Origin of the sequence: Kitasatospora sp. GP82 (genome assembly GCF_029892105.1) — a bacterium.
In the GTDB taxonomy this organism is placed as follows: Bacteria; Actinomycetota; Actinomycetes; order Streptomycetales; family Streptomycetaceae; genus Kitasatospora.
In genome coordinates this window covers 143,345-166,939 of the sequence record NZ_JARZAJ010000013.1, presented here as the reverse complement: position 1 = coordinate 166,939, position 23,595 = coordinate 143,345, and the positions used below count along the sequence as shown (strand labels likewise).

Here is a 23,595-nt window from a genome sequence, read left to right as displayed (position 1 = left end):
CGCCCCAATTCGCACGCTAGTTTCTTTGGCATGTCACGTGGACGCCACCGTCAATCCTCCGTCCTCGGCCGGGCTGTACCTCCGGTCGCAGCGGGCGCGCTCGTCGTCGCCGCGCTGGTCGCGCTGGTGGTCAGTCCCGATGAACCGCTGGTGCGGTCGGTCGGTGTCGCGGCGGTGCTGGGAGCGGTCGGTCTGGCCGTACTGCTGCGCCAGCGGGACCGGACCGCCAAGCAGGCCGCCGAGGTCGCCGCGAACCGCCGGCTGGTGGCCGAGGAGCGCTTCGAGGAGCAGCTCGCCGAGGCCGAGTACGCGGCCGAGGTCGCCGAGGAGCGGGCCACCCGCTTCGGGCGCCGCCTGACGGCGGAGAAGGCGCGGCTCGCCAAGGCGGAGACGGAGATCGCCCGGCTGCTCCGCGAGCGCGCCGTGATGGTGGCCGAGCAGGCCCTCAAGGAGGCGGAGGCGGCTCAGCGGGCGCTCGCCGCCTCCCGTCCCAAGCACCCGGCCAGCCCGGCGGCATTCGTCCGGGCCGGGGCCGCACTGCGGCACCTGGAGCGGGAGGCCGAGCGGGCCGAGGCGCGGCGCGAGAGCTCCGCCCGGGCCCAGCTGGAGCTTCGGCCGAAGCAGCAGGCCGTCCCGGTCCCGGCGGCTGCGCCGCGCCTGGTCCCGGCCGCGTCCGCGACGCCGCCGGTGCCGTCGGCGGCACGGGCCGTACCCGCCCATCCTGTGGTGCCCGCTGCGAAGGCCGGGCCGCTGCCGGCCGCTGCGGAGACGCCCGCGACCTCTGTCGCTTCGGCCGCGGCCGGTGTGCCTGCGGTGTCGGCTGCGAAGGCCCGGCCTGCCGTACCGGGTGCGCCGGCGGTGCCGCAGGCGGCGGTGGCCGGCGAGTCCGCTGCTGCGCCGGCCCTGGCCGGTGGACGTCCCGCTGTCGGCCAGGTGGCGATCCGTCCGGTCCTGTCGTCCCCGCGGGCCGGCACTGCGGCCGGTACGGAGGAGTCCGCGACCGTGCAGCCGCGTGTTCTCGGGGCAGTGGTCAAGAGGCCGGCTCTCGGGGCCGCGGGGGCTGCTGCGGGTACCGCTGTTGCGGCTGCGCGGCAGCGGCCGCGTCCGCAGGGGCAGGGCGCCGCCCGTTCCTCGGGCTTCAGCTTCTTCGGGCGCAGCGGCGCGGTCCGCCCGGCTGCCTCCGTGCCCGCCGTGGGCAGTGCGGCGGACCTGGGCGAGCGGGCCGATCTGGCCGATCTGGCCGATGTGGTGGGCGACGAGGCGGTGGCCGAGAGTGCCCGCTACGGCGTTCCAGCCTCCGGAGCACAGGCCGCTGCCGAGGTGGCGCCGGTCGTCGAGGTGACGGCTGCCGCCGAGTCGGCCCAGGTTCAACCCGCCCACGCCCGCCCGCAGGTGGTCGACCTGACCCCGGACGACGAGACCGAGTACCTGGAGCTCCCCGAGCTCCGCGCCGACCGGGGCAGCCGCAGCAGGCGCTGACCGCCGGGCACCGCAAGGCAGTTGAACGGCGAACGCCCGGCTCCCGCAAGAGGGGCCGGGCGTTCGCCGTTCGGGTGGCGCGTCAGATCGCGACGCCGAAGTCCTGGGCGATGCCCGCGAGGCCGGAGGCGTAGCCCTGGCCGATCGCGCGGAACTTCCACTCGGTGCCGTTGCGGTAGAGCTCGCCGAAGATCATCGCGGTCTCGGTGGCGGCGTCCTCGGAGAGGTCGTAGCGGGCGATCTCGGCGCCGCCGGCCGCGTTGAGCACGCGGATGAAGGCGTTGCGGACCTGGCCGAAGTTCTGGCTGCGGGCGACCGCGTCGTAGATCGAGACCGGGAAGACGATCTTGATGGCCTCGGCGGGCAGACCGGCCAGGTCGACCTTGATCTGCTCGTCGTCGCCGTCGCCCTCGCCGGTGCGGTTGTCACCGGTGTGCACCACGGTGCCGTCGGGGGCGCTGGTGTTGTTGAAGAAGACGAAGTGACCGTTGGACAGCACCTTGCCGTCCGCGTTGAGCACGATGGCGCTGGCGTCCAGGTCGAACTCGGTGCCCGTGGTGGTCCGTACGTCCCAGCCGAGGCCGACGGTGACCGCGGTCAGACCAGGGGCCTCCTTGGTCAGCGAGACATTGCCACCCTTGGAGAGGCTGACTGGCATGGTGTGTGGTGTCCCTTCGTTGTTCTTGTCGGTAAAGAACGTAAAGGGGCCGGGGCTGGTTCCGGCTGCTCCGGACTGACCCGCCGGCACGCCTGCCGTCGCCGACCGGGAGGAAGGCAGGGGGGCCGGTCAGACGCGGGGGAACTTCCCTTGCAGCGACCAGATGTTGGGGTTGTCGCCGAGCCCCTCGTGCAGCTCGGTGAGGTCGGCGATCACGTCCTGGAGGAAGTCCCTGGCCTCCCGGCGCAGCTCGGCGTGGCGGACGACGGCGGGCGGGGTGTCCCGCAGCCAGGTGGCACTGATCTCCACCAGGCCGAAGCGGCGGGCGAACCGTAGCAGTTCGGTGTTCTGGGTGAAGTCCAGGTCGAAGGTCTGCACGGCGGCGGAGCGGCTGCCGCGGGTGTCCCGGTCCAGTTCCTCGACGGAGTCGCAGAGCGCCCAGGCGAAGTCGAGCACCGGCACCCATCCCCAGGCTGTGGACAAGTCCAGGCCGTCCGCCTCCAGGAAGATGTCGCCGCAGAACAGGTCGTACCGCAGGCTGCGCACCGAGGCGTTGCGGTAGTCGGTCTGCGGGGGGTCGGGGAAGCGGTCGGAGAGGGAGTAGTCGAGCTCGATCACGTACGTCATTGTCCGGCATGCGGCTGCGGGTGCGGTGACCGTCCACGGCTGTGGACAAGCAGAGGAGTCGACAGAGGGAGAAGTCGCCAGGTCGACAGTCGGATAAGGGGGTGACCGGGCGGCGGCCGGGCGGGATGATGGAGCCATGCCTGAGCCAATCCGCGTACGGGGGTCGGTGGTCGTCCCGGACGCCGAGCTCCTCTGGCGCTTCTCACGTTCGTCCGGCCCCGGTGGCCAGCACGTCAACACCTCCGACACCCAGGTCGAGCTGCGCTACGACCTGGCCGCCTCGGACGCCCTGCCGCCGGTGTGGAAGGAGCGGGCGCTGGAGCGGCTGGCCGGCCGTCTGGTGGACGGCAAGGTGCTGGTGGTCCGGGCTTCGGAGCACCGTTCGCAGTGGCGCAACCGCGAGGTCGCCGCCGCCCGGCTGGCCTCGCTGCTCGGGGAGGCGACCGCCCCGCCGCCGAAGGCCCGGCGGGCGACCAAGCCGACCAGGGGCATGATCGAGCGGCGGCTGCAGAACAAGCGGCACCGCTCCGAGCTCAAGCAGGGGCGCAACAGGCCGTCCGGGGACTGAGCCGAGCCTGCGCGAGGGGGCGGGCAGGGTGCTGCGAGGGGTGTGGCGAGGGCCGCGCGAGGGGTGTGGCGCCGGGGCGGGTCCCGGTGGCTCAGCCCAGCTTGCGGTAGCCGCCCCGGAGGTAGAGCAGCGGCCTGCTGTCCGGGCCGGGGACGCGGGCCGCCAGCACGCGTCCGATGAGCAGCGCGTGGTCGCCGGCGGCGACCCGCTGCTCGGTGCGGCACTCCACGGTGGCGAGCGCGCCTTCGATCAGCGGAGCGTTCGCGAACTCGCCGCGGTGGTGCGGGGTGTCGGCGAAGAGCAGGCGGTCGCTGAGACGGCCCTTCATGGCGAAGCGCGAGGCGATGGTCCGGTGCTCCTCGCCCAGCAGCGAGACGGCCCAGGTGTCCACCCGGGAGAGCAGCTCGTCCATCCGGGAGTCCTGACGCACCGAGACGAGCACCAGCGGCGGCTCCAGCGAGACCGAGAGGAACGAGGTCGCGGTCATGCCCGCGTCCTCTCCGTCGGCTCCGCCCTCGGGGTCGTGGGCGGTCACCAGGGTGACGCCGGAGGCGAGCTGGGAGAGGGCGGCCCGGAAGTCGTCGGGGGTGGCGGCCGGGACGGCGGCTGTGGGCTGTGGGGAGCTGTACACGTACCGCACCGTAGTCGGCGGGGCGGGCGGGCGACATCGGGCCGTGGTCGTAGGACCGGTTCGGTCCGGAGGCCGAGTCGGGGGTCGGATCGCGGCTCGGGTCGACTCACTCTCAAGGGTGAAGGGCGAGCGCTCTCCGGCCGGCGCAGGTCTTGAGCAGGGATGATCGGTGACCGACCGCCCAATGGTCGTGATTGTCCGGGAACGGCTCGGTTTCTGGCAGCTGAACTCCGTATGCACGTATAAGGATTATGTGATTTGGGTCACAAGTGGCGGCCTATTGTTGACCGAGCGTGCCGATCGCAGTGCTCGCTGTGATTCAGTTCTTCTGGCAATCGGACCATAACCAATCAAGACCTATCCGAAGCAGCCGGGGAGCCCCCGCATGGAAGCCGAGTCGGAGCCGTACGTCCGCCTGGCGACCCTCCGCACCTTGCACCGGGTCGTGGCGGACCTCAACGCTGCCCGCAGCCTGGCAGGCACCCTGCAGGCCGTGGTCGAAGGCGCGGTGCACGGGCTCGGCTTCGACGCGGCCGCCGTCAGCCTGGTCCGTCCGGACGGCGATCTGGTGGTGGCGGCGGTCTGGGAGATCGAGGAGAGCGCATTCGGCGGCCCCGCCGTCCTGCTCGGCCAGGTCGGCTCCCGGGAGTCCTGGGACCGGCTGCTGGGTGTGAGCGACCACTGGGGCACGCTGCGCTTCCTGCCGCACGACCGGGGCTGGGCGGTCGGCCCCGACATTCCGCGCTGGACCGGCGACGGCCCGCTGCCGGTGTACGCCAACGACTGGCACCCCGCCGACGGCCTGCTCGCGCCGATGTACAGCGCCGGAGGCGACCTGCTGGGCGTGCTCTCGGTGGACCGGCCGCGCAGCGGGAAGCGTCCCGGCGCGTGGACTCGCGAAGCCCTGGAGATGTTCTCCCTGCAGGCGTCCATCGCTATCGGCAACGCCAGGCTACGCGCGGAGATGCAGCGGGCGCTGGCCCGGCTGGAGAAGGACCAGCAGGCGCTGCGGGCCAGCGAGGAGAGCTTCCGGCAGGCCTTCGAGTTCGCCCCCAGCGGGATGGCCATCACCGAGCTGCACGGCGCCGGGATGGGCCAGTTGAGCCGGGTCAACGACGCCCTCTGCCGACTGCTGGGGCGCCCGCGCGCGACTCTCCGTCAGCAGCGCTTCGCCGACCTGGTGCACCCCGACGACCTGGCGCTGCTGCACCGGACCAGCGCCGACGGCGGCCGGGCCGAACTGCGGCTCTCCCGGCGGGACGGCGGCTACCAGTGGGTCTGTCTGCGCAACTCCGTGGTGACCGATGCCGCCGAGGGGCCGAGCTTTCTGCTCACCCATGTCGAGGACATCGAGGACCGCAAGCGGCACGAGCTCCAACTCGCCCACCGCGCCAGCCATGACGCGCTCACCGGCCTGCCGAACAGTGCCGAGCTGCGGGCCAGGCTCGGCCGTCGGCTGTGCGACCAGCCGCGGCTGCCCGGGCCGGCCGGACACAGTGCGGCGCACTCCGAGCTCGGCTTCGCCCAGCCCGGGTACGTGCAGCCCGGCTACGTCCAGCCCGGCTACGTCCAGCCCGGCTACCCGCAGCCCGGCTACCCGCAGCCGGGGTACGACGAGCCGGCCTACGCCCAGCCGCTCGGGGTTCCGCACACGGAGCCCGCGTACGCCGCCCAGGGCGTCTCGTACAGCGCGCACGGCGCCTACGAGGGGCCCGGTGTCCCGGCCACGCTGACGCACGGCTACGGCGCGCCTGACGGCTCCTCGTCGCGCTCGCTGGAACGGGACCGCGAGGACTTCGTCGCCGGGCGTCCGCCGGCCGGCCGCGAGGAGACGCCGCCGGACCACGTCCATGCCGTGGTGCCCTCCGAGGGGGTCGGCGGCGAGTTGTGGAGCGGGGGGTTCCGGGGCGCCGGGGTCGAGAAAGGGCTCGCGGTGCTCTTCTGCGACCTGGACGGCTTCAAGTCGATCAACGACCGCTTCGGCCACAAGGCGGGCGACGCGGTGCTGATCGAGGTGGCCAGGCGGCTCCAGCAGGCCGTCCGCGAGGGGGACACCGTGGCCCGCCTCGGCGGGGACGAGTTCGTCGTCCTGGCCGACGGCATCGGCCGCGAGGAGGCCAAGGACCTCGCCGCGCGGCTGCGCAACGCGATCGTCCCGCCGATGCGGATCGACAATCGGACCACCAGGGTCGGCGTCAGCCTGGGGATCGGCTGGGCGGGTTGCGGTATGAGCATCGAGGAGGTGCTGCATGCCGCCGACGAGCGGATGTATGACGAGAAGCGGGCGCGTGGAGGCGCTGTGAGGGGCGCGCGGGGAGAACGTTCGCATCGGCGCGCGGGCTGAGCGCAGTTCGGGGCGCCTTTCCCTGTGGTCAGGTCCGGAAGGTAGGGTTCCCGGGTACGACCGTCACCACTGGCGCGTGCGGCGCTGCCGTACGGCGCGCTGCGATGGGGAGTTGACCACCGTGACTACGGACGGCAGCAACGGCGCGCCCGAGAGCGCGGCGCAGGACGACCCGTTCGCTTACCTCTACCGCCCGGCAGAGGGCGAGTCGGCGTCCCCGGCCGCCGCGACCCCGGGCCAGCCGCGTACCTCGTACGCGCGCCCGATGGAGGTCGGCCGGGCCCAGTACGGCCAGCAGCCGCGCCCGCCGTACGGGCAGTCTCCGCAGGCCCAGGCCGCCCCGCAGACCCAGCCCGTGCCGCAGCAGCAGAGCCGCTACGCCGAGCGCTCCCGCCCCCAGCCGGGCGAGGAGCGGCCCTCCGGCGGGCGCGGCAAGGTCGCCGTGATCGGCGCGGTGGCGGTCCTCGCAGCCATCGCGATCGGCAGCGGGATCGCCCTCTCCGGGGGCGATCCCGGCAAGACGGACGCCGCCAAGTCGAGCACCTCCCCCAGCGCCCCGGCCGGCCCGAGCGGCAGCACCTCGGCCTCGGGCTCCGCCGCTCCCTCGGTGCCGCCGCCGTCCACCGACACGATCGCCGACGCGTCCAAGTTGCAGGCGCTGAACGCCCCTTCGGGCAACAGCATCAAGAACGCCGTCTCCAAGGACGGCAGTTACGTCACCCTGCAGGGCGGGCCCACCTCGACCGTGAGCTGGACGATCTCGGTGGCCTCAGCGGGCACGTACAAGTTCTGGGTGCACTACAACAACCCGGGCGCCGACATCCCCGCCACCGTGATGGTGAACGGCAAGGAGTCCCCCGCCAACCCGCTCGCGCTGAGGAACTACACCCACTCCAGCGACCCGGATCAGGCGTGGACCCGGGGTTCCATCTGGCCGGAGCTGCAGGCCGGGGCCAACACCCTGTCGGTGTCCGTCCCGGCCGGGAGCAGCGTTGCGATCGACCAGGTGGCGATCAGGCCGAGCTCGGACGACTCCGCGCCCTGGAGGTGACGATCCCCGCCAGGTGGGCGACGGCCTCGGCCATCGCCGTACGCGCCGGGGCGAGGTACTTGCGCGGGTCGGTGACCCGGGAGTCCTCGGCGAGGTACTGACGGATCGTCGGGGTGAAGGCGGCGTTGAGCGCCGTGCCGATGTTGATCTTCACCAGGCCGGCCGCGATGCCCGCCGACAGCTGCTCGTCCGGCACTCCCGAGCTGCCGTGCAGGACGAGCGGTGCGGGGACGGCCAAGGCCAGACGGCTGATCAGGCCGTGGTCGAGTTCAGCCGTTCGGGTGGTCATGGCGTGCGAGCTTCCGACGGCCACGGCCAGGGCGTCCACACCGGTTTCGGCGACGTAGTCGGCGGCCTCGGCCGGTTCGGTACGGGCACCGGGGGCGTGCGGGGAGAGCGGCGGTTCGCCGTCCTTGCCGCCGACCCTGCCCAGTTCGGCCTCCAGGTGCAGGCCGTGCCGGTGGGCCCAGGCGGCGGCCTCGGCGGTGGCCTTGACGTTCTCGGCGTGCGGCAGCCGCGAGGCGTCGAACATCGCGGAGGAGAACCCGGCGGCGGGTGCCGCCCGCAGCAGCTCGCCGTCCTCGACGTGGTCGAGGTGGAGCGAGAGCGGTACCCGGGCGGCGGCGGCGATCTCGGCGCAGGCGCGGGCCAGCGGCAGCAGTCGCCCGCCGTGGAAGGCGACGGCGTTCTGGCTGATCTGCAGCACGGCCGGGGCAGCGGCCAGTTCGGCCCCGGCGGCGATCGCCTCGGCGTGCTCCAGGGTGATCACGTTGAAGGCGGGCAGGCCGCGGCCTGCGGCGACGGCGGCGGCGAGCAGGTCGGCGGTACGGGCAAGAGGCATGGGTGTCCCCCAGGAGGTGAGTGGCGGGGCACGGCGCCGCTGCTCACCTCCTGGGGGACAGGAGGGCTCAGGCCGCGTGGACGGCCTTGCGCAAGCGGTCCGCGCCGACGATCCACTCGCCGCGGCGCATCACCGCGACGAGGTCGTAGGTGTCGGAGTCGAGGACGACGAGGTCGGCGTTCTTGCCTGCCTCCAGGGAGCCGATGGAGTCGGTGAGGCCGAGCAGCCGGGCCGGGACGGTGGACAGGGACTGCACGGCCTGGTCGAGGCCCAGACCGTTGACGGTGACGGAGCGCTTGAAGGCGACGTCGAGGGTGAGGGTGGAGCCGGCGATGGTGCCGCCCTCGACCAGCCGGGCGACACCGTTCTCGACCCGGACCTGGAGCGGGCCGAGCGGGTAGAGCCCGTCGCCCATCCCGGCCGCGCCCATCGCGTCGGTGATCAGTGCGACCCGGTCGGGGCCCGCCGTGCCGTACGCGAGGTCGAGCACCGAGGGGTGCAGGTGGACGCCGTCGTTGATCAGCTCGACGGTGACCCGCTCGTCCTCCAGGAGGGCGACGATCGGGCCCGGCGCGCGGTGCTGGATACCCGGCATCGCGTTGAACAGGTGGGTGGCGACGGTGGCACCGGCGTCGACGGCCTCCAGCGTCTTCGCGTAGTCGGAGTCGGTGTGGCCGACGGCCGCGATGATGCCGAGGTCGGCGAGCATCCGGACGGACTCCAGGCCGCCCGGCAGCTCCGGCGCGAGGGTGAACATCCTGGCGTGGCCGCGCGCGGCGTCCGCCAGCTTGCGGACCAGCGCCGGGTCGGGGTGGCGCAGCAGGTCGGGGCGGTGGGCACCGCAGCGGCCCGGCGAGATGAACGGGCCCTCGAAGTGGATGCCCGCCAGCACGCCGTCCTCGACCAGCTCGGAGAGGACGGCCGCCTGGTGGCAGAGCTCGTCGATCTCGCCGGTGACGGTCGAGGCGACGGTGGTGGTGGTGCCGTGCTCCAGGTGCGTACGGGCGGCCCTGAGGGCTTCCTCGGCCACCCCGGAGGCGTAGGAGGCACCGCCGCCGCCGTGCACATGGAGGTCGACGAAGCCCGGGACGACCGTGTGACCGGTCAGGTCGACGTCGCCGGGCTCGCGGTCACCGCCGCCCGCGTGGGACGCACTGGTCGTCACCGCCGCGATCCGGGAGCCTTCGACGGTCAGCCGCCCGTTCTCGACGACACCGCCGGGCAGGACCAGTCGGGCGCCGGCCAGTACGGTACCCCGCAGCCCGGCCGCTGATTGATTCCGCGCGCTAGTCACGCGGTCACCTCCAAGGAGAGCAGATCCCAGGCGAGCAGGCCCGCGCCCAGGGACGCGGCGGTGTCTTTGAGCATGGCCGGTACGACCTTCGGGGGCATCTGGAAGGTCAGCCGCTCGGCAACCGCCGCGCGTAGGGGCGTGAAGAGGGTGTCACCGGCCTCGGCCAGTCCGCCGCCGACGATCACCGTCGACGGGTCGAGCAGGCTCTGCGCCAGCACGATTCCGTCGGCGAGCGCGTCCACCGCGTTCTGCCAGACCGCGAGCGCGCGCTTGTCCCCGGCGTCGACTGCGACCGCGCAGGCCGCCGCGTCCGCCGCGGGGTCGCCGCTCGCCTCGGCCCAGGCCCGGGAGACGGCCGAGGCCGACGCCAGGGTCTCCAGGCAGCCGCGGGCTCCGCAGCCGCAGGCAGGGCCGCCGGGCCTGACCACCACGTGGCCGATCTCGCCGCCGTAGCCGTGGGCGCCGGCCTCGATCCGTCCACCGATGCCGATGGCCCCGGCGATGCCGGTACCGAGCGCGATGAACAGGAAGCGGTCCACGCCCTGGCCTGCCCCGAGCCGTCCCTCGGCCAGCCCGCCCGAGCGGACGTCGTGACCGAGCGCGACCGGAATCGTCGCGCCGTCAGGGGCGGCGAGGCGCTCGCCGAGCAGCTTGCGCATCGGCAGGTCCCGCCAGCCGAGGTTGGCGGAGAAGACCGCGATCCCGTTCTTCTCGTCGATCGTTCCCGGTACGGCGACGCCTGCGGCGAGCGGCGCGCGGCCGAAGCGGCTGCGGCCCTCGTCCGCCAGGTCGGCGGCGAAGTCGAGGATGGCGGTGACAACGGCGTCCGTGCCGTGCTCCCGCCCGGTCGGTCGGCGTGCTTCGAACAGCACGGAGCCGTCCTGGGCGAGTAGCGCGGCTTTCATGCCGGTGCCGCCCACATCGAGTGCGATGACGTGCTTCACGGGTGACAGTGTCCCTTGGCCAGGTCGGAGAGGTCTAGTCCAGTTGACTGATTGGTCTGGTCCAACTGGGTGAGCTTTGTCGCCATCGGAGGTGCACTGCGGGGTTTGGGGAGTCCGGGGGAGTCCTGGGCGACCTTCTTTCTTTCCCGTTCCTGGGCGCGTGATCGGGCGCGGGAGGCGGCGCTTGGGGCAGTAGGGGGGCGCATGCGGTTCGCGCCGTGGGTGGGGTCAGATGAGGATGACGGAGCGGGTCAGGCTGCGTGGTTCGTCGGGGTTCAGGCCGCGGGACTCGGCCATCGCCACGGCCAGTCGCTGGGCGCGGGTCAGGTCGGCCAGCGGGTCGAGGCCGCCGGTGCCGGAGTCGGCGATCAGCAGGGCGCCGGTCCTGGTGATGTCTTCTGCCAGGCCGTCGGGCAGCTCGCCGAAGGACCAGACCACCCGGCCGGGTGCGGCGATGCTGATGGGCCCGTGCCGGTACTCCATGGCCGGGTACGCCTCGGTCCAGGCGGTGGCCGCCTCGCGCATCTTGAGCCCGGCCTCCTGGGCCAGGCCGTAGGTCCAGCCCCGGCCGAGGAAGGTGAGCTGTTCGGCGGTGACCAGGGCCTCGGGCACCGGCTGGGCGATGGCCCGCTCGGCGTCGTCGGCGGCCTGGAGGACCGTCCCGGCGCCCGGGGACAGCGGGCCCTCCAGCTCCAGGTGGGCCCTGAGCAGCGCGAGCGCGGTGGTGGCGAAGCGGGTCTGCACCACCGAGCGCTCGTCGGCGAAGTCCAGGACCAGCAACTGGTCGGCGACCCCGGCGATCGGGGTGTCGGGGTCTGCGGTGACGGCCGTGGTGTGAGCCTTGCCGCTGCCCGTCCTGAGGTGGCTGAGCAGGTCGAGCACCTCGGTGGTGGTGCCCGAGCGGCTGATCGCCAGCACCCGGTCGTAGGAGCGCCCGAGGGGGAACTCCGAGGCGGCCAGGGCGTCGGTCTCACCGTGTCCGCCTGCCTCCCGCAGGGCCGCGTACGCCTGCGCCATGAACCAGGAGGTGCCGCAGCCGACCACGGCCACCCGTTCGCCGTGCTGCGGCAGGGCGATGGACGCCTCGGCGGCGAGTGCGGCGGCGCGGCGCCAGTTCGCGGGCTGGGTGGCGAGTTCCTCGCCGGTCAGGGAAGTCAAAGCCATGGGTGCGAGCTCCTCGGAGTGCTCAGGTCCATTGCTACTGAGAGGCATCGTGCGTGAAGCTGATTGATTTATAGCCGTTTCGAGCATGATTGCGCAATGGTTGGGAGTGTCCGGCGGGGTGTGGCGGGCCTCGGACAACGCTCGGGCCGGTGGGGATGTGCAAAGCTGTCCAGGCTTCGCGCGGCCGCGCGCGGCAGTCGGCAGGAGCCAGGAGGGCCGGTCCAGCGTGTCCAGGTACGAGCGGTGGAACGCACTGCTGGAACTGCTCGCCGAGCACGGCAAGTTGGAGGTCGAGGAGGCCGCCGAGGCGCTGGAGGTCTCCGCCGCCACCATCCGGCGCGACCTCGACCAGCTCGCGCGCCAGCAGATGGTCACCCGTACGCGCGGTGGCGCGGTGGCGCACAACGTCTCGTACGACCTGCCGTTGCGCTACAAGACCGCCAGGAACGCCGGTGCCAAGCAGCGGATCGGTGCGGCCGTGGCCGAGCTGATCGCGGTGGGCGAGGTGGTCGGCCTCAACGGCGGGACCACCACCACCGAGGTGGCCAGGGCGCTCGCCGTCCGGCCCGACCTGGCCGAGCGGCCGGAGAGCGGCCCGGGGCAGACCGTCACCATCGTCACCAACGCGCTGAACATCGCCAATGAACTGACGGTCCGCCCGCAGGTGAAGATCGTGCTCACCGGTGGCGTCGCCCGCCCGCAGTCCTACGAGCTGATCGGTCCGCTGGCCTCGCTGGTGCTCGGTGAACTCACCCTGGACGTCACGGTGCTGGGTGTGGATGCGCTCGACGCCGAGCACGGCGCGACCGCCCACCACGAGGGCGAGGCCAGCGTCAACCGGCTGCTCGCCGAGCGGGCCCGCCGGGTCGTGGTGGCAGCCGACTCCTCCAAGCTGGGCCACCGGGCCTTCGCCCGGATCTGCGGCCTCGACCGGATCGGCACCCTGGTCACCGACGAGGGCATCGGCGAGGAGCTGGCCGCCGCCTTCGCCGAGGCCGGCGTCCAGGTGATCAGGGCCTGAACGCCTGTGGGGCAGAAGGGGCTTCCGTCCCGATCTGCCGGAATACCGAGGAGAACACCCTCAAGTTCGGCGGGATCTACAACCTGCTCCCGGCCACCCAGGACACCGCGACGCGATGACCGGCAGGCATGCGCGAGGACCTCAAGAGCTTCCTGGCCACCCTGCCCAACCATCTCTTCACCACGCTGGGGGGACATGTCCCCGCACAGCGCGGTGAAGCAGGAACCCACCGAGACGGTCAGCCGACCGTGGTGGGAATCCCCGGCCTTTGGGCCGGGGAGCGGAAGTCAGTTCCCGTCGAGGTTGATCGAGTACGCCTTGCGGAGGGTCTCGTGGACGGTCCAGGTGGTGCGGTCGCCCTCGCGCAGGACGGCGAAGTCGCCGGGGCCGACGTTCAGGGTCGGGCCGCCCTCGACCTCGACGGTGGCGCGGCCGCTGATCACCACGAACAGTTCGTCGGCCTCGACGTCGGTCACCACACCCGGGGTGATCTGCCAGACCCCGCGCAGCCGGCGGCCGTCCTCGGACTCCCAGAGCACCTTGCCGGAGACCTCGGGGGTGCCGGAGACGATCTGGGCCGGGTCGAGCGGGTCCGGGTCCAGTTCGAGGTCGGGGATGTGCAGAGCGAAGCTGTTGGTCATGGCCCCGACGCTATCCGGACGGCGGAGGCGGCGGGGACGGCAGAGTGTGTCGGAGCGGCCGGGCAGAATGACACTTCGTAGCGGAGGCGGTGGAGGTGGGTGAGATGGCCGAGCTGAGCGAGCGCGAGCTCGCGGTACTCGCGCTGGAGGCCCGGCAGTGGCGTACGGCGGGTGCCAAGGAGCGGGCCGTCCGGGAGGAGCTCGATCTCTCGGCGACCCGGTACTACCAGCTGCTCAACGGCCTCCTCGACCGGCAGGAGGCACTCGCGCACGACCCGGTGCTGATCAACCGGCTGCGCCGGATCCGGGAGGCCAAGCGCGCGGAGCGGTGAGCGGTGCGGCGGTGGCCGACTGGGTAGTGTCCTGGCATGGGTATGACTGAGTGGCCGGTACCGAGTACCCCGGCGGGGCGGGAGGGCCTGGCGGCCCTGCTGGTGGCGCCCGCCGAGGCCGTGATCGCGTTCGACTTCGACGGGACGCTGGCACCGATCGTCCCGGACCCGGAGCAGGCCCGCGCCCATCCGGGCGCGGTTCCCGCTCTCTGCGAACTCGCACCGCTGGTCGGTGCGGTGGTCGTGATCACGGGCCGCCCGGCGGACGTCGCCGTCCGGTACGGCGGCTTCGCGGACGTCCCGGACCTGGCGCATCTGACGGTGCTCGGCCAGTACGGCGCCGAGCGCTGGGAGGCCGGGACGGGCGAGCTGACCGCACCCCCGCCACCGCCCGGGGTGGCCGCACTGCGGGCCGAACTGCCCGCCGCACTGGAGCGGGCGGGTGCCCGGCCAGGCACCTGGATCGAGGACAAGGGCCGGGCCCTTGCCGTCCACACCCGACGGACGCCGTCCCCCGACGCTGCGCTCGACCTGCTCCGCGAGCCGCTCGCCCGCCTCGCCGCCGACCACGGCCTGATGGTCGAACCCGGCCGCTACGTCCTGGAGTTGCGCCCGCCGGGGGTGGACAAGGGCACGGCCCTGACCGCCTTCCTGGCCGAGCGCCCGGCCGTCGGCGCGGTGCTGTACGCCGGGGACGACCTCGGCGATCTGCCCGCGTACGCGGCCGTCGAGAAGCGCCGTGCGGACGGTCTGCCGGGGCTGCTGGTGTGCAGCAGCGGGACGGTCGAGGGCGAGCCACAGGTACGCGAACTCGCCGACCGGGCCGACCTGTTGGTGCCGGGGCCGGCCGGAGTGGTCGCGCTGCTGACCGAGTTGGCAGACCGGATCAGCTCGTCGGGCCGATCGGGCCCAGCGCGCTGAGCTGGTCCAGGAACCACCGTTGCGGCGGCAGCGCGGTCGCTGCCGCCGCCAACCGCTTGGTCCGGTCGGCGCGTTCGTCGGCCGGCATGGTCAGCCCCTGGTGCAGGGCCTCGGCGGTGGCGATGATGTCGTACGGGTTCACCGTGAGGGCGTCCTCGGCGAGTTCGGCGTAGGCGCCGGCCTCGCGGGAGAGCACCAGGGCGCAGCCCGCGTCGGAAACCACCGGGACTTCCTTGGCCACCAGGTTCATCCCGTCCCTGATGGGGTTGACCAGGGCCACGTCGGCGAGCCGGTAGGCGGCCAGCGAACGCGGGAAGTCGTCGTTGACATGCAGGATCAACGGCTGCCAAGTCGCCGTCCCGAACTCGTCGTTGATCTCGTGGGCGATGCGCTGGACGGCCGCCGTGTACTCGCGGTACTCGGGCAGGTCGTGGCGCGAGGGGTAGGCGAAGGCGATGTGCACCACCCGGTCCTGCCAGTCGGGGCGGGAGCGGAGCAGGTGCCGGTAGGCGAGCAGGCCGCGGACGATGTTCTTGCTCAGCTCGGTGCGGTCCACCCGGACGACGGTCTTCCGCGGTGTGCCGTCGCCGGAGTGGCCGACGGCTTGCTTCAGGGTGGCCAACCGGGCGTCCACATCGGGCTGGTGGGCCCGTGAGCGCAGGAAGTCGGCGTCGGCGCCGAGGCCGTGCACACCCAGCCGGGTGGTGCGTCCGGCGTGGGTGACGGTGAGGGCGTCCCGGTCGACCGTCGCGCCGAGCACCGCCTCGCAGCAGTCGGCGAAGGCCAGCGCCCAGCGGCGCGTCAGGAACGCGGCCCGGTCGGCACCGAGGATGCCGCTGAGCACCGCCTCGGCGACGTCGTCCGGCAGCATCCGGTAGTACTCGGGCGGGGCCCACGGGGTGTGCGAGAAGTGGCCGATGCGCAGATCGGGGCGGAGCGCGCGGAGCTGCGTCGGGGCGAGCGAGAGATGGTAGTCCTGGATGAGGACCGCGGCGCCCGGGGCGGCCTCGGCGGCCAGCGCTTCGGCGAAGGCGGCGTTGTACGCCTCGTAGGACTCCCACTCGCGGCGGAAGCGGTCGTCGAAGAGCGGTGAGACCGGGGTGTCGTACAGCAGGTGATGGACGAACCACAGGCTGGAGTTGGCCACGCCGTTGTAGGCGCGGGTGAACGTGCCGGGGTCGATGTCCAGCATCCGGACGGCCTGCCCGCCCACCTCGAAGCCCCCCAGGTCGAGACGGCCGTCGGGGGACCGGCGGGCGGCCGCGCGGTCGGCGTCCCCGAGTGCCGCGCAGACCCAGACGGAGGACGGGTCGTCGATCGCCGAGAGCCCGGAGACCAGGCCGCCGCCGCCCCTGCGCAGGGTCAACGAGCCGTCGTCCTCGATGCTGAAGGACACCGGGCCGCGGTTCGAGGCCACCAGGATCGGGGCCGTGCCGGTCGGATTCGAACGTTCGGTCGCGAGATCGCCCATGCCTTGAACCTTGCCGGGCCTCCCCACGGGCAAACCACCCAGCACGAGAGCATCCCGGGGGGCCTGGGGAAGGCCCTTCGCGGTAGGGGTGAGTTTTCAGAGCCCCGCGCCCCTGAAGGCTCGCCCGTCGCCCGGGCCCGCTTGTGGCGCTGAAGGCTCGCCCGGGGCCCCGAGCCCGCCTGGGGGTTACTGGCGGGTGCGGTATTCGGGGATGGTACGCATCGGGGGGCGTTCGAGGGCGGTGACGGGGTGGGTGTGGGCGGTGAAGTCGCGGGAGGCCGGGTCGCGGGTGAACTGGGTGATGTGCGGATGGACCAGGTCGTCGGCGGCCTTGAGGCGGTGGGTCCGGTCGAGACGTTCCAGTGCCGTGCGGTAGATGGTGGCCGCCATCCGGCCGAGCGCCTGGCCGTCCTGATGGCGGTGGTGGCGGACCCCGACGTCGACCTGGGCCAGTGCGTCGAGGCCGACCTCGTCCAGGGCGTCCACCAGAAGCCCCAGCTCGACCCCGTACCCGGTCGGGAAGTGCAGCCGTTCGAGGAGTGAGCGCCGCGCCGCGTACTCCCCGCCGAGCGGCTGGACGAACCCGGCGAGCTGCGGCCAGTGCAGGTTGAGCAACGGGCGGGCGACCAGCTCGGTGACCCGTCCCCCGCCTGCGGGTACGACTGCCCCCTCGGTCTCCAGGGGACGGTCGTACATCGCCTTGACCAGCTGGATACCGGGGTCGGTGAGCAGCGGCCCGACGATCCCGGTGACGAAGGCCGGGTCGAACTCGCGCAGGTCGGCGTCGATGAAGCAGACGATCTCGCCGGAGGTGGCCAGCAGCGAGCGCCAGAGCACCTCGCCCTTGCCGGGCGCGGTGGGTATTCGGGGCAGGATGTCGTCCCGGTGCACCACCCGGGCACCGGCCGCGGCGGCCAGCTCGGCGGTGCGGTCCACCGAGCCCGAGTCGACCACCACCAGTTCGTCGACCAGCGGCAGCCGCTCCATCAGCTCGCGGCGGATCACCCGGACGATCTCGCCGACCGTCGGTTCCTCGTCCAGTGCGGGCAGCACCACGCTGACCGTGCCGGCCGGGCCGGCCGCCCGCTTGGCCGCCAGCAGGGCCTCGGCGGGACGGTCGGCAGCCGTCCAGGAACGGCGGCGCAGCCAGCTCGCCACCTCCGGGAGAAGAGCCTCGGTCAGCTCGTCGGGCACAGTGGAACTCCTCGGTCCGATTCGGAAACGGTCGGCGTCATCTCGTAGGCCGGACGGTCCCGTTCGAGGTTGACACCTTCGGATACAGTCTTCGTACTGCGGCTGGACCCTTGCACATCGGGGTCGGCCCAGCAGCGTGACCACAACTTCACAGAGCTCATCCAGAGGGACTGAGGGAACGGCCCGTTGACGTCCCGGCAACCTTCCCGCCCGGCTGTCACACAGGCCGGCGGGACAGGTGCCAATTCCGGCCTGTGGCGCGACCGCGCCACAGGGAAGATGAGGAGAGAGGCCTCCGCCACTATGGCTACCGCTACCCCCGCAGCTACCGCGACCGTCGACCTCGGCCCGGACCTCGGCCCCGCCGCAGCGCTGTCCTGTCGCGAGTGCGGTACCCGCTTCCCGCTCGGTCCCAGTTTCGCGTGTCTCGAGTGCTTCGGCCCGCTGGAGATCGCCTACGACTTCGGCTCGTACGAAGCCGAGGAGCTGCGCGGGCGGATCGAGGCGGGCCCGGCCAGCATCTGGCGTTACGCCCCGCTGCTGCCAGTCCCGGCCGATGTCGCCGCCAAGCCCAACCTGAACCCCGGCTGGACCCCGCTGGTCAAGGCCGACAACCTGGGCCGCGAGCTGGGCTTCACCGCACAGCTGCACATCAAGGACGACTCGGGCAACCCGACCCACTCCTTCAAGGACCGGGTGGTCGCCTGTGCCATCGAGGCGGCGCGCGCCTTCGGCTTCACCACCCTCTCCTGCTCCTCGACCGGCAACCTGGCCGGTGCGGTGGGCGCCGCGGCCGCCCGGGCCGGGTTCAGGTCCTGCGTGTTCATCCCGCATGACCTGGAGCAGGGCAAGGTCGTCATGGCCGGTGTCTACGGCGGCGAACTGGTCGGCATCGAGGGCAACTACGACGATGTGAACCGGTTCTGCTCCGAGCTGATCGGCGACCCGGCCGGCGAGGGCTGGGGCTTCGTCAACGTCAACCTCCGTCCGTACTACGGCGAGGGCTCCAAGACCCTGGCGTACGAGATCTGCGAGCAGCTCGGCTGGCGGCTGCCGGAGCAGATCGTCATTCCGATCGCCTCCGGCTCCCAGCTCACCAAGATCGACAAGGGACTGCAGGAGCTGATCAGGCTCGGACTGGTCGAGGACCGGCCGTACCGGATCTTCGGTGCCCAGGCGGAGGGCTGCTCGCCGGTCTCCGCCGCCTTCAAGGCGGGCCACGACGTGATCCGTCCGGTCAAGCCGGACACCATCGCCAAGTCGCTGGCGATCGGCAACCCCGCCGACGGTCCGTACGTGCTGGACATCGCCCGCCGCACCGGCGGCGCCGTCGAGGACGTCACCGACGCCGAGGTGGTGGCCGCGATCAAACTACTGGCCCGTACCGAGGGCATCTTCGCCGAGACCGCCGGTGGCGTGACCGTCGGTGTGCTGAAGAAGCTGGTCGAGACCGGGCGGCTGGACCCGGCCAGGGAGACCGTCGCGATCAACACCGGCGACGGCCTGAAGACCCTCGACGCGGTGTCCGACGCGGGCCTGACCGCCACCATCCGCCCGACGCTGGACTCCCTCCGCGCCAGCGGAATCCTCGACCAGCACAGTCGGGCCGCCGGCCCGGCCTCCGCGTGAGCCGCCTCGCCGCTGCCCGACGCCACCCGCCCGGTCGGCCGGGCCCGTGGGCCCGAGACCACCACCCCCACTGAGGAGCTTCGACCATGAGTGCTTCCGTCCGCATCCCGACCATCCTGCGCACCTACACCGGCGGTGCCTCCGAGGTGAGCGCCGAGGGCGCCACCCTGGCCGCCGTCATCGCCGACCTGGACGCCAACCACCCCGGCATCGCCGCGCGCATCCTGGACGACGCCGGCAAGCTGCGCCGCTTCGTCAACGTCTATGTCAACGACGACGACGTGCGCTTCGACAAGGGCCTGGAGACCGAGATCAAGGACGGCGCCAGCGTCTCCGTCATTCCGGCGGTGGCCGGCGGCTGCTGAGCCCTGGACCCCCCAATTGCCGGAGGGTCTGAGACCCTCCGGTCTCGGCCGGTGCCTGCGGGTGCCTATGCCCGTTACCACGACAGGAGCCGTCGACGGGTACGGAATGTTTATTTCCGTGCCGGTCGGCGGCTCTTGGCGTGCCGGTGGAAAAGCATGCCCGCAACTGAGGGTAAAGTGCGCAGGTGTCGGCGTACTCCCCCCGCCGCTCAGTCCTCGGAGCGCAGCCGCAGTCCGGCGGCCGCTACTGATGCTCCGTCAGCCGATCGCATGCGCAAGGCTCGTCCGGCCGCTGAGACGGACTCCACACAGTGCGCGGCAGAAGATGTCAGGACGACGTCAGAAATCTATCGGCGATTTGCGGCAATTCGTCCGCTATGCCCGGCGGGAATTGACGGTCTCTGCCGCTTTTATCCCGCGATATCCGATAACTTCCGGCGGGAATTCCCGGAAGTTGGGCCTGTTGCAGAGGGCGTCTGTCCGGATACATTCAGCCGCGGTCGTACGCAATCACCCACCGGACCGGCAACTCCCGGGAATCGGTGGTGGCTTGCGGCGTGCACGGCTGTGCCCAGGGGGGGTTCCCTCGGGCCGGCCTACCAACCTGGGCCCGCACCCTGCGGGCCCGTGAAGGGCCAGCACAGCACAAGGGGAGTTCGGAATGGCTCAGGGCACCGTCAAGTGGTTCAACGCGGAGAAGGGCTACGGCTTCATCGCGGTCGACGGTGGTGCGGACGTGTTCGTCCACTACAGCGCGATCCAGATGGACGGCTACCGCACCCTCGAAGAGGGCCAGCGGGTCGAGTTCGAGATCTCCCAGGGACAGAAGGGTCCGCAGGCGGACATGGTCCGCAACGCTGCGGTCTGACCTTCCGACCTGCGGAGCCCTCGGCTCGGTCGCGAGCTGGCGCTCAGTCACTTGTGCAGCGGGCCCGTACGACAGCTGTCGTGCGGGCCCGCTGCCGTGTCCGGGGCGCTGCCGGCCGGATCCGCCCCGACTGCCGATCCCCCCTCGACACTGCCGCATTGGGCTTGCACTCGATACCCCAGAGTGCTAATCATTGGCGTTAGCACTCTCAGCTTGAGAGTGACAAACGGACTGGGTCGGTGAGGCCTCAGGGAGCGGCAGGGGAAGGGACCCCCGCTCGCAGGGCCGTCCGTCGCGGGCACCTCTGGTCCGAGCAGTCGACCGTGTCCTGGAGGACCACTTCCGATGGCCAAGATCATCGCGTTTGACGAGGAAGCTCGCCGCGGCCTTGAGCGCGGCATGAACCAGCTTGCCGACGCCGTCAAGGTGACGCTGGGCCCCAAGGGCCGCAACGTCGTCCTTGAGAAGAAGTGGGGCGCCCCCACGATCACCAACGACGGTGTCTCCATCGCCAAGGAGATCGAGCTCGAGGACCCGTACGAGAAGATCGGTGCGGAGCTCGTCAAGGAGGTCGCCAAGAAGACCGACGACGTCGCGGGTGACGGCACCACCACCGCCACCGTGCTCGCCCAGGCGCTCGTTCGCGAGGGTCTGCGCAACGTCGCCGCCGGCGCCAACCCGATGGCCCTGAAGCGCGGTATCGAGAAGGCCGTCGCCGCCGTCTCGGACCAGCTGCTCGCCCAGGCCCAGGAGGTGACGACCAAGGAGCAGATCGCCTCCACCGCGTCCATCTCCGCCGCCGACACCCAGATCGGCGAGCTCATCGCCGAGGCCATGGACAAGGTCGGCAAGGAAGGCGTCATCACCGTCGAGGAGAGCAACACCTTCGGCCTGGAGCTTGAGCTCACCGAGGGCATGCGCTTCGACAAGGGCTACATCTCCGCCTACTTCGCCACCGACCTGGAGCGGATGGAGGCGTCCTTCGAGGACCCCTACATCCTCATCGCCAACTCCAAGATCGGTTCGGTCAAGGACCTGCTCCCGCTGCTGGAGAAGGTCATGCAGAGCGGCAAGCCGCTGGTCATCATCGCCGAGGACGTCGAGGGCGAGGCCCTGTCGACCCTGGTCGTGAACAAGATCCGTGGCACTTTCAAGTCCGTCGCCGTCAAGGCCCCGGGCTTCGGTGACCGCCGCAAGGCCATGCTCGGCGACATCGCCATCCTCACCGGTGGCACCGTCATCTCCGAGGAGGTCGGCCTCAAGCTGGAGAACGCCGGTCTGGACCTGCTGGGCTCCGCCCGCAAGGTCGTCATCACCAAGGACGAGACGACCATCGTCGACGGTGGCGGCGACAGCGAGCAGGTTGCCGGTCGCGTCAACCAGATCCGCGCCGAGATCGAGAACAGCGACTCGGACTACGACCGCGAGAAGCTCCAGGAGCGCCTCGCCAAGCTGGCCGGCGGCGTGGCCGTCATCAAGGCCGGCGCGGCCACCGAGGTCGAGCTCAAGGAGCGCAAGCACCGCATCGAGGACGCCGTCCGCAACGCGAAGGCCGCCGTCGAGGAGGGCATCGTCGCCGGTGGTGGCGTCGCCCTGCTGCAGGCCGGTGTCGCGTTCGACAAGCTGGAGCTCGAGGGCGACGAGGCCACCGGTGCCAACATCGTCCGCGTGGCGCTGGAGGCCCCGATCAAGCAGATCGCGACCAACGCCGGCCTCGAGGGCGGCGTCGTGGTGGAGAAGGTGCGCAACCTCCCCGCCGGTCACGGCCTGAACGCCGCCACCAACGAGTACGTCGACCTGATCGCGTCGGGCATCATCGACCCGGCCAAGGTCACCCGCTCCGCGCTGCAGAACGCCGCCTCCATCGCGGCGCTCTTCCTCACCACCGAGGCCGTCATCGCCGACAAGCCGGAGAAGGCCGCTGCGGCCGCCGGCGGCGGCATGCCGGGCGGTGACATGGACTTCTGATCCTGACCTCCAGGATCGGCGAGTTCGAAGCGTTCGCGAGGGCGGTCTCCCCACTGCGGGAGGCCGCCCTCGCGGCGTTCACCCCCGCGCGGGAGTGCGCGCGGGCCGCCGGCCGTCCGGCTGCGGGACAATGGGCGGATGCCTTCCTCCACTGACATCGAAACCGCACTGCACACCGCACGGGCGCTGATCCTCGCCGACCTCACCGCCAGGGGCGCGGCCGAGGCGGCGGTCGTCTCGATGGTCGAGGACGCGGTCACCCACCGCCGCTGGTGGCTGGAACAGTGGCCGGACGGGACGGAGTTCGTGCTCGGTCTGCTGGCCCAGGACGTGCAGGACGCGCTGCTGGAGGCGTACGGCCGCTGGCCGCTGTGCACCGCCTGCGCCGCCGAAGGCGACCCGCACGCGCTGAGCGTCGAGCCCGAGCTGGGGCCCGAGCCGCACTGGGTCTGCGGCAAGGAGGGCCTCGTGGTGGCGCCGGTCGGACAGCTCTCGTGATCCTGATCGACCGGCCGACCTGGCCGGGCCACGGCAGGCTCTGGTCGCACCTGGCCAGCGACGTCTCGTACGAGGAACTGCACGCCTTCGCCGAGCGGTTGGGCGCCCCGCCGCGAGCCTTCGAACGGGATCACTACGACATCCCGGAGGCCCGCTACCGGGACGCGCTGAGGCTGGGTGCGCAGCCGGTCGGCAGCAGGGAACTGGTGGCCCGGCTGACGGCCGCCGGGCTGCGGCGCCGGAAGGTCAGCGTGTCAGAGCGCTGAGCTCGGCGGCCAGGTTGGCCCGGGCCCGGGCGTCGAAGCGCTCCCGCGCGCCGGGCGTGCGGTAGAGCGCGGGCAGATCGAGCAACTGCCGCAGTACATCGGCCCGTCCGGCCCGGAAGGCGTCCTCGGGGACGAAGCCGTACTCCTCGCGGACGGCGGCCGCGTACGCCGCGTACGCCTCCGGCGAGCCGCCGAGTACGGCCAGGTCGGCGTCGCAGAGCACCTCGCCGTTGCGGTCCCCGGGCTCGGGGTGATGGGTGACGGTGAGCCGCACCAGCCTGGCGACTTCGGCGACCAGGGCCTCGGCCACCCCCGCCTCGCGCAGCGCGCGGACCGCCAACTGGGCGCTGCGCTCCTCGTTCTCGGACCGCTCGGGGCGGTAGACCGCGTCGTGGAACCAGGCGGCCAGCCGGACGGCGTCCGGGTCGTCGGCGTCCCCGGCGAGGGCGTCCACCTGTTCCAGGACCGCCCGAAGGTGGTGGACGGTGTGGTACCGGCGCTGCGGCTCGGCCCAGCGCGTCAGCAGGTCGTGCCCGTACGGCGCGGGATCGGCGGTGGCGCCGCAGCGGGTCAGCAGGGCGTGCCAGCGGTCGAGCAGGGCTTCGGAAGGCATGGGGTCATTGTGGCGGGTCGGGTGGGCGGTGCGTCAGGCGGAGTCGATGGAACGTCAGTACTTGCGGTGGGCGGTACAGCCGTTCGCCGATATGTGCAGCGGCATGACAGCCGTCCGGCCTCGGTGGACGCGGCCCGGCCGGCGCCGCTCGGGGCTTTCGGGTGACGGGGGCTCGCCGGGGCGGCCCGTGGTATGGCAGAGTAGCGA

General features: G+C 72.1%; 24 protein-coding genes and 1 riboswitch. Of the genes, 13 read left to right on the top strand and 11 right to left on the bottom strand.

The window, feature by feature from the left end; translation table 11 throughout:
- The first annotated feature begins 30 nt into the window (after positions 1-30).
- Positions 31-1,479: a hypothetical protein gene (locus P3T39_RS16040; RefSeq protein WP_280698321.1), complete on the top strand. Its 1,449-nt coding sequence runs from the start codon at positions 31-33 to the stop codon at positions 1,477-1,479.
- Positions 1,480-1,561: 82 nt separating this feature from the next.
- On the opposite strand, the gene P3T39_RS16035 is transcribed toward P3T39_RS16040, so the two are convergent.
- On the bottom strand, positions 1,562-2,137 hold the full coding sequence (locus tag P3T39_RS16035; protein ID WP_280698320.1) for a TerD family protein: 576 nt from the start codon (positions 2,135-2,137) through the stop codon (positions 1,562-1,564).
- Between the two features lie 129 nt (positions 2,138-2,266).
- Positions 2,267-2,755 (bottom strand): hypothetical protein, encoded by a 489-nt coding sequence (locus tag P3T39_RS16030; RefSeq protein ID WP_280698319.1) that lies wholly within the window; start codon positions 2,753-2,755, stop codon positions 2,267-2,269.
- 145 nt (positions 2,756-2,900) lie between these two features.
- On the opposite strand from P3T39_RS16030, the gene arfB reads away from it, so the two are divergent.
- Complete coding sequence (gene arfB, locus P3T39_RS16025) at positions 2,901-3,332, top strand: alternative ribosome rescue aminoacyl-tRNA hydrolase ArfB (RefSeq protein ID WP_280698318.1); 432 nt, start codon at positions 2,901-2,903, stop codon at positions 3,330-3,332.
- Between the two features lie 91 nt (positions 3,333-3,423).
- Here arfB and P3T39_RS16020 read toward each other — a convergent pair whose 3' ends face one another.
- Positions 3,424-3,963 carry a flavin reductase family protein gene (locus P3T39_RS16020; protein ID WP_280698316.1) on the bottom strand — a complete coding sequence of 180 codons (540 nt, stop codon included), beginning with the start codon at positions 3,961-3,963 and terminating at the stop codon, positions 3,424-3,426.
- Positions 3,964-4,348: 385 nt separating this feature from the next.
- On the opposite strand from P3T39_RS16020, the gene P3T39_RS16015 reads away from it, so the two are divergent.
- Together P3T39_RS16015 and P3T39_RS16010 are read left to right on the top strand one after the other, a co-directional pair.
- Positions 4,349-6,307, top strand: coding sequence for a sensor domain-containing diguanylate cyclase (locus P3T39_RS16015; protein ID WP_280698313.1), 1,959 nt, complete (start codon positions 4,349-4,351; stop codon positions 6,305-6,307).
- Between the two features lie 112 nt (positions 6,308-6,419).
- Positions 6,420-7,358 (top strand): hypothetical protein, encoded by a 939-nt coding sequence (locus tag P3T39_RS16010; protein ID WP_280698311.1) that lies wholly within the window; start codon positions 6,420-6,422, stop codon positions 7,356-7,358.
- On the opposite strand, the gene P3T39_RS16005 is transcribed toward P3T39_RS16010, so the two are convergent.
- From P3T39_RS16005 to P3T39_RS15990, 4 genes are all read right to left on the bottom strand, one after another.
- Positions 7,321-8,199: a class II fructose-bisphosphate aldolase gene (locus tag P3T39_RS16005; RefSeq protein ID WP_280698308.1), complete on the bottom strand. Its 879-nt coding sequence runs from the start codon at positions 8,197-8,199 to the stop codon at positions 7,321-7,323. The genes P3T39_RS16010 and P3T39_RS16005 overlap by 38 nt on opposite strands.
- A 67-nt stretch (positions 8,200-8,266) precedes the next feature.
- Positions 8,267-9,493 (bottom strand): N-acetylglucosamine-6-phosphate deacetylase, encoded by a 1,227-nt coding sequence (gene nagA / locus P3T39_RS16000; protein ID WP_280698307.1) that lies wholly within the window; start codon positions 9,491-9,493, stop codon positions 8,267-8,269.
- A complete protein-coding gene (locus P3T39_RS15995) occupies positions 9,490-10,437 on the bottom strand; it encodes an ROK family protein (protein ID WP_280698306.1) in 948 nt (315 codons plus the stop codon). Before P3T39_RS15995 ends, nagA begins: the two co-directional genes overlap by 4 nt.
- 228 nt (positions 10,438-10,665) lie before the next feature.
- Positions 10,666-11,601: a sugar isomerase gene (locus tag P3T39_RS15990; RefSeq protein WP_280698305.1), complete on the bottom strand. Its 936-nt coding sequence runs from the start codon at positions 11,599-11,601 to the stop codon at positions 10,666-10,668.
- A 226-nt stretch (positions 11,602-11,827) separates the two neighbouring features.
- On the opposite strand from P3T39_RS15990, the gene P3T39_RS15985 reads away from it, so the two are divergent.
- Entirely contained in the window at positions 11,828-12,622 is a 795-nt protein-coding gene (locus P3T39_RS15985) for a DeoR/GlpR family DNA-binding transcription regulator (protein WP_280698303.1), read from the top strand.
- Between the two features lie 287 nt (positions 12,623-12,909).
- Here P3T39_RS15985 and P3T39_RS15980 read toward each other — a convergent pair whose 3' ends face one another.
- The gene (locus P3T39_RS15980; RefSeq protein WP_280698301.1) at positions 12,910-13,263 is read right to left on the bottom strand and encodes a cupin domain-containing protein; all 354 of its coding nucleotides are present in this window, start codon (positions 13,261-13,263) and stop codon (positions 12,910-12,912) included.
- Between the two features lie 104 nt (positions 13,264-13,367).
- Between P3T39_RS15980 and P3T39_RS15975 the strand changes: the two genes are divergently transcribed.
- Together P3T39_RS15975 and otsB are read left to right on the top strand one after the other, a co-directional pair.
- Positions 13,368-13,595, top strand: a complete 228-nt coding sequence (locus P3T39_RS15975) for a DUF3263 domain-containing protein (RefSeq protein ID WP_280698299.1) — start codon at positions 13,368-13,370, stop codon at positions 13,593-13,595.
- Between the two features lie 36 nt (positions 13,596-13,631).
- A complete protein-coding gene (otsB, locus tag P3T39_RS15970) occupies positions 13,632-14,516 on the top strand; it encodes a trehalose-phosphatase (RefSeq protein ID WP_280698298.1) in 885 nt (294 codons plus the stop codon).
- On the opposite strand, the gene P3T39_RS15965 is transcribed toward otsB, so the two are convergent.
- Both P3T39_RS15965 and P3T39_RS15960 read right to left on the bottom strand, forming a co-directional pair.
- Positions 14,482-15,987: a trehalose-6-phosphate synthase gene (locus P3T39_RS15965; RefSeq protein ID WP_280698296.1), complete on the bottom strand. Its 1,506-nt coding sequence runs from the start codon at positions 15,985-15,987 to the stop codon at positions 14,482-14,484. The genes otsB and P3T39_RS15965 overlap by 35 nt on opposite strands.
- A 186-nt stretch (positions 15,988-16,173) precedes the next feature.
- On the bottom strand, positions 16,174-17,181 hold the full coding sequence (locus P3T39_RS15960) for a glucosyl-3-phosphoglycerate synthase (protein ID WP_280698291.1): 1,008 nt from the start codon (positions 17,179-17,181) through the stop codon (positions 16,174-16,176).
- Between the two features lie 154 nt (positions 17,182-17,335).
- A riboswitch (SAM riboswitch) is annotated at positions 17,336-17,467 on the top strand.
- A 17-nt stretch (positions 17,468-17,484) separates the two neighbouring features.
- Between P3T39_RS15960 and thrC the strand changes: the two genes are divergently transcribed.
- The 6 genes from thrC (at position 17,485) to P3T39_RS15930 (ending at position 22,775) form a co-directional block, all read left to right on the top strand.
- The gene (gene thrC, locus P3T39_RS15955) at positions 17,485-18,810 is read left to right on the top strand and encodes a threonine synthase (RefSeq protein WP_280698289.1); all 1,326 of its coding nucleotides are present in this window, start codon (positions 17,485-17,487) and stop codon (positions 18,808-18,810) included.
- A gap of 86 nt (positions 18,811-18,896) precedes the next feature.
- Positions 18,897-19,175, top strand: coding sequence for a ubiquitin-like small modifier protein 1 (locus tag P3T39_RS15950; RefSeq protein WP_280698286.1), 279 nt, complete (start codon positions 18,897-18,899; stop codon positions 19,173-19,175).
- A gap of 661 nt (positions 19,176-19,836) precedes the next feature.
- Entirely contained in the window at positions 19,837-20,043 is a 207-nt protein-coding gene (locus P3T39_RS15945) for a cold-shock protein (protein ID WP_045305217.1), read from the top strand.
- A gap of 345 nt (positions 20,044-20,388) precedes the next feature.
- On the top strand, positions 20,389-22,011 hold the full coding sequence (groL, locus tag P3T39_RS15940) for a chaperonin GroEL (RefSeq protein WP_280698280.1): 1,623 nt from the start codon (positions 20,389-20,391) through the stop codon (positions 22,009-22,011).
- A 138-nt stretch (positions 22,012-22,149) separates the two neighbouring features.
- Positions 22,150-22,509 (top strand): hypothetical protein, encoded by a 360-nt coding sequence (locus P3T39_RS15935; RefSeq protein ID WP_280698279.1) that lies wholly within the window; start codon positions 22,150-22,152, stop codon positions 22,507-22,509.
- On the top strand, positions 22,506-22,775 hold the full coding sequence (locus P3T39_RS15930; RefSeq protein ID WP_280698276.1) for a DUF4031 domain-containing protein: 270 nt from the start codon (positions 22,506-22,508) through the stop codon (positions 22,773-22,775). The genes P3T39_RS15935 and P3T39_RS15930 overlap by 4 nt, the downstream gene beginning before the upstream one ends.
- Here P3T39_RS15930 and P3T39_RS15925 read toward each other — a convergent pair.
- On the bottom strand, positions 22,756-23,388 hold the full coding sequence (locus P3T39_RS15925; RefSeq protein WP_280698275.1) for an HD domain-containing protein: 633 nt from the start codon (positions 23,386-23,388) through the stop codon (positions 22,756-22,758). The two genes, P3T39_RS15930 and P3T39_RS15925, sit on opposite strands and share 20 nt — an antisense overlap.
- Positions 23,389-23,595: the final 207 nt, after the last annotated feature.

What these genes read in the sequence shown, in the direction of transcription:
- P3T39_RS16040 (WP_280698321.1), top strand. Translation starts at nt 31, where the DNA reads ATGTCACGTGGACGCCACCGTCAATCCTCCGTCCTCGGCCGGGCTGTA.
- P3T39_RS16035 (WP_280698320.1), bottom strand. Translation starts at nt 2,137, where the DNA reads ATGCCAGTCAGCCTCTCCAAGGGTGGCAATGTCTCGCTGACCAAGGAG.
- arfB (WP_280698318.1), top strand. Translation starts at nt 2,901, where the DNA reads ATGCCTGAGCCAATCCGCGTACGGGGGTCGGTGGTCGTCCCGGACGCC.
- P3T39_RS16015 (WP_280698313.1), top strand. Translation starts at nt 4,349, where the DNA reads ATGGAAGCCGAGTCGGAGCCGTACGTCCGCCTGGCGACCCTCCGCACC.
- P3T39_RS16005 (WP_280698308.1), bottom strand. Translation starts at nt 8,199, where the DNA reads ATGCCTCTTGCCCGTACCGCCGACCTGCTCGCCGCCGCCGTCGCCGCA.
- P3T39_RS15990 (WP_280698305.1), bottom strand. Translation starts at nt 11,601, where the DNA reads ATGGCTTTGACTTCCCTGACCGGCGAGGAACTCGCCACCCAGCCCGCG.
- P3T39_RS15980 (WP_280698301.1), bottom strand. Translation starts at nt 13,263, where the DNA reads ATGACCAACAGCTTCGCTCTGCACATCCCCGACCTCGAACTGGACCCG.
- P3T39_RS15975 (WP_280698299.1), top strand. Translation starts at nt 13,368, where the DNA reads ATGGCCGAGCTGAGCGAGCGCGAGCTCGCGGTACTCGCGCTGGAGGCC.
- otsB (WP_280698298.1), top strand. Translation starts at nt 13,632, where the DNA reads ATGGGTATGACTGAGTGGCCGGTACCGAGTACCCCGGCGGGGCGGGAG.
- P3T39_RS15965 (WP_280698296.1), bottom strand. Translation starts at nt 15,987, where the DNA reads ATGGGCGATCTCGCGACCGAACGTTCGAATCCGACCGGCACGGCCCCG.
- thrC (WP_280698289.1), top strand. Translation starts at nt 17,485, where the DNA reads ATGGCTACCGCTACCCCCGCAGCTACCGCGACCGTCGACCTCGGCCCG.
- P3T39_RS15950 (WP_280698286.1), top strand. Translation starts at nt 18,897, where the DNA reads ATGAGTGCTTCCGTCCGCATCCCGACCATCCTGCGCACCTACACCGGC.
- P3T39_RS15945 (WP_045305217.1), top strand. Translation starts at nt 19,837, where the DNA reads ATGGCTCAGGGCACCGTCAAGTGGTTCAACGCGGAGAAGGGCTACGGC.
- groL (WP_280698280.1), top strand. Translation starts at nt 20,389, where the DNA reads ATGGCCAAGATCATCGCGTTTGACGAGGAAGCTCGCCGCGGCCTTGAG.
- P3T39_RS15935 (WP_280698279.1), top strand. Translation starts at nt 22,150, where the DNA reads ATGCCTTCCTCCACTGACATCGAAACCGCACTGCACACCGCACGGGCG.
- P3T39_RS15925 (WP_280698275.1), bottom strand. Translation starts at nt 23,388, where the DNA reads ATGCCTTCCGAAGCCCTGCTCGACCGCTGGCACGCCCTGCTGACCCGC.